The following is a 2,815-nucleotide window of genomic DNA, read 5'->3' as shown; positions in this document are numbered from 1 at the left end:
TTTTTCTCATTTCTTCGCAGCATCACTTTGAGATAATACACGCGCCTTATCATTATTTTGGCCTTTTTTTCTTTTCTTCGTAGCATAGTTCTGTTTAAAATATCTTCCAATTTTTTTTTTTGTCTTACCTTTTATCTTACCTTTTATCTTACCTTTTATCTTACCTTTTATCTTACCTTTTGTCTTCGCTTTTGCCACTGCTTTTTTCCCTCCCTTTTTGTGAGTAAAATTGAAGCAAAAGAGAGAAAAAAATGTTTCAAATCTACACAAAATACTCTAATTTTTTTTAGAAATTTATAGATCGTCCGCCTTAAAGCAATAGGTTCTAAGCGAGCGTGAATATTTAGGCTTAAAAATTTTTACGTTTTTTTTAAACAAACTTTGTGCAATTTTTTTCAAATTATTCCACATTAGACCTTTTTGCTTTTTTTTGTCGTGTATACAAGCTAAAATAAAAATTTTAAATTTTATTTACTCCTTTTTCAATACTCTTTCATTATATTTTTCAATACTCTATTATTATATTTTTCAAGATTTTTTCTTTATATTTATCAAGACTCTTTCATTATACGACTATATTAAAGCACTTTCCATTACTTTTCCACAAGCGCTTATTTTGCTAATGAAAAAAAAGGTTATTTGACTTTTTAATTGAAAGTGGTATACTTAGAAAGCAATTAAATTTTTGCTAAGGGAGCATATATTGTGGTCACACAAGAAGAATCTAATAATAAAATTGAGATTATTTTAGATCCAGTTATTATAGATGATATTGATTTATCATTTAAAGACGCTATGGGTATTTTATTAAAGGTTAAATCACCTTTTTATGTTAAAAAAGCTACCATAGACCTAACCAACTACGAAATACATGTACATATATCTTATGACAAAGTAACAACATTTACATCGCCTTGTTGCCAAGAAGAGAATTGCAAAATACACAATAAAGCACCAAGAATTTGGCGCGCATTAGATTTATTAGAATACAAAACAATTCTGCATTTAGATCAACCGAATATAAAATGTCCTAATTGCGGAAAAAAAGCTGCGTACCTGGTTGATTGGGCCAGACCACAGTGTGGATTAACTATTAAATTTGAACAGAGAGCCATAGCAAATTGCAAGACAATGACATTTGTAGATGCAGCATTTTGCTTAGGTGAAACAGACAAAAGACTTGCCTCAACAGTATATAAAGCAGTCCAAAAAGCACGTTTAACTCTGAATTGGAAAGATATAAAAGCAATTGGAATTGATGAAACTTCTAGAGCTAAAGGACACAACTATATAAGTGTTTTTGTTGATTTATATTCACGCAATGTCCTGTTTATTGCAGATGGAAAAGATGCTTCAGTATTTGATCAATTTTGTGAAGAATTAAAAAGAAATCACGGAAATCCATCAAAAATTATATATTTAGCTATGGACATGTCGGTAGCTTTTATATCAGGTGCGGAAACATTTCTTCCAAACGCAGATATTATTTTTGATAAATTTCATGTAATAAAACTTATGAACGAAGCAATTGATAAGATAAGACGTCAAGAATCTTTAGAAAATCCTATATTACGCGGAACAAGATATATTTGGCTACATAACCCTGAAAACTTAAATAAAAAGCAACGTGAACAACTAATTCATTTATCAAAAAGAAATTTAAAAACTGGAAGAGCTTATAGGTATAAATTAGAATTACAAAAGATTTACGCAGAGGCAGATAATTATCAAGAAGCTGAGTTTGGATTTAATAAATTGATTTCTTGGGGTACAAGATCCAGACTTGAGCCTCTAGAAAATTTTGCAAAAACTCTTAAAGCACATTTAGACGGTATACTAAATCATTTCGATAATTTTATAACTTCTGGTGTTATAGAAGGCTTAAATTCAAAAATTCAAGAAATCAAAAGAAGGGCAAGAGGATTTCCTAATACAGATAACTTTAAGAATATGATATATTTACATTTAGGAGGTTTAAAAATACCTAAGCTTTATAAAACTGGGGAACCATATGATTTCTAGGTCCGTATTTAAGACCGAATGGGCGGAAGACCGCCCATTCGGGAGTTTTCTGAGGATACTGGCAACACCGAATATCACTAGAACAAGACAACGGATCCGCAGTTGTTCTATGTTGTGCACTGTTTTACAAATAAAGGGCTATACAAGCTCTGTGAACAGTACTTCTCATGAGCATTAGTAGATATATTCGTACGTTGCACCGATTTAAGTCCTTGTAACTTTAGACTCTTTAAGAATCTTATAATTTCTAGGACAGTATTCAAGACCGAATGGGCGACCGCCCATTCGGGAGTTTTCTGAGGATACTGGCAACACCGAATATCACTAGAACAAGACAACGGAACAGCAGTTATTCTTTGTTTTCATTATTTTGACATAAAAAGGGCCATGCAAGCTCTGCGAACAGTACTTCTCATGACCCTTAGTAGATATATTCGTACGTTGCACCGATTTAAGTCCTTGTAAGGTTGGACTCCTCCAGAGCCTTACTCCGCTCAATCGGTAGAATCATGATACTCAAATACTCACAAAAAAACAACTTTTTTTATTTATTACTTCAATATCCCCTTTCTTTGTAAAATTCTATTTATGCAAAAGCATGTTTAACAGATAATTCTATCTAAATACCATATATAGTATACAATGCCGTAAAAACAGACCATAACAAATATATACAAGTATACCACTTTCAATTAAATTGTCGAAGAGCCAAAATTATTTTTTGGCGTCTGAGCTAAAAATACAAATTAATTTATTTGCAACAGTCCCCCAATTATCTTCTGCTTGACAATCT

The 2,815-nt window shown here is 31.5% G+C and carries 2 protein-coding genes; one reads left to right on the top strand and one right to left on the bottom strand.

Annotated features, from left to right (window positions below; genetic code table 11):
- Positions 1-6 precede the first annotated feature (6 nt).
- The gene (locus tag LBD57_RS04135; protein WP_373470066.1) at positions 7-198 is read right to left on the bottom strand and encodes a hypothetical protein; all 192 of its coding nucleotides are present in this window, start codon (positions 196-198) and stop codon (positions 7-9) included.
- A 507-nt stretch (positions 199-705) separates the two neighbouring features.
- Between LBD57_RS04135 and LBD57_RS04130 the strand changes: the two genes are divergently transcribed.
- A complete protein-coding gene (locus tag LBD57_RS04130) occupies positions 706-2,022 on the top strand; it encodes an ISL3 family transposase (RefSeq protein WP_373470065.1) in 1,317 nt (438 codons plus the stop codon).
- Positions 2,023-2,815: the final 793 nt, after the last annotated feature.

This window comes from Candidatus Endomicrobiellum cubanum (assembly GCF_031278955.1).
Classification (GTDB): domain Bacteria; phylum Elusimicrobiota; class Endomicrobiia; order Endomicrobiales; family Endomicrobiaceae; genus Endomicrobiellum; species Endomicrobiellum cubanum.
This window is presented reverse-complemented; position numbering and strand designations above follow the sequence as displayed.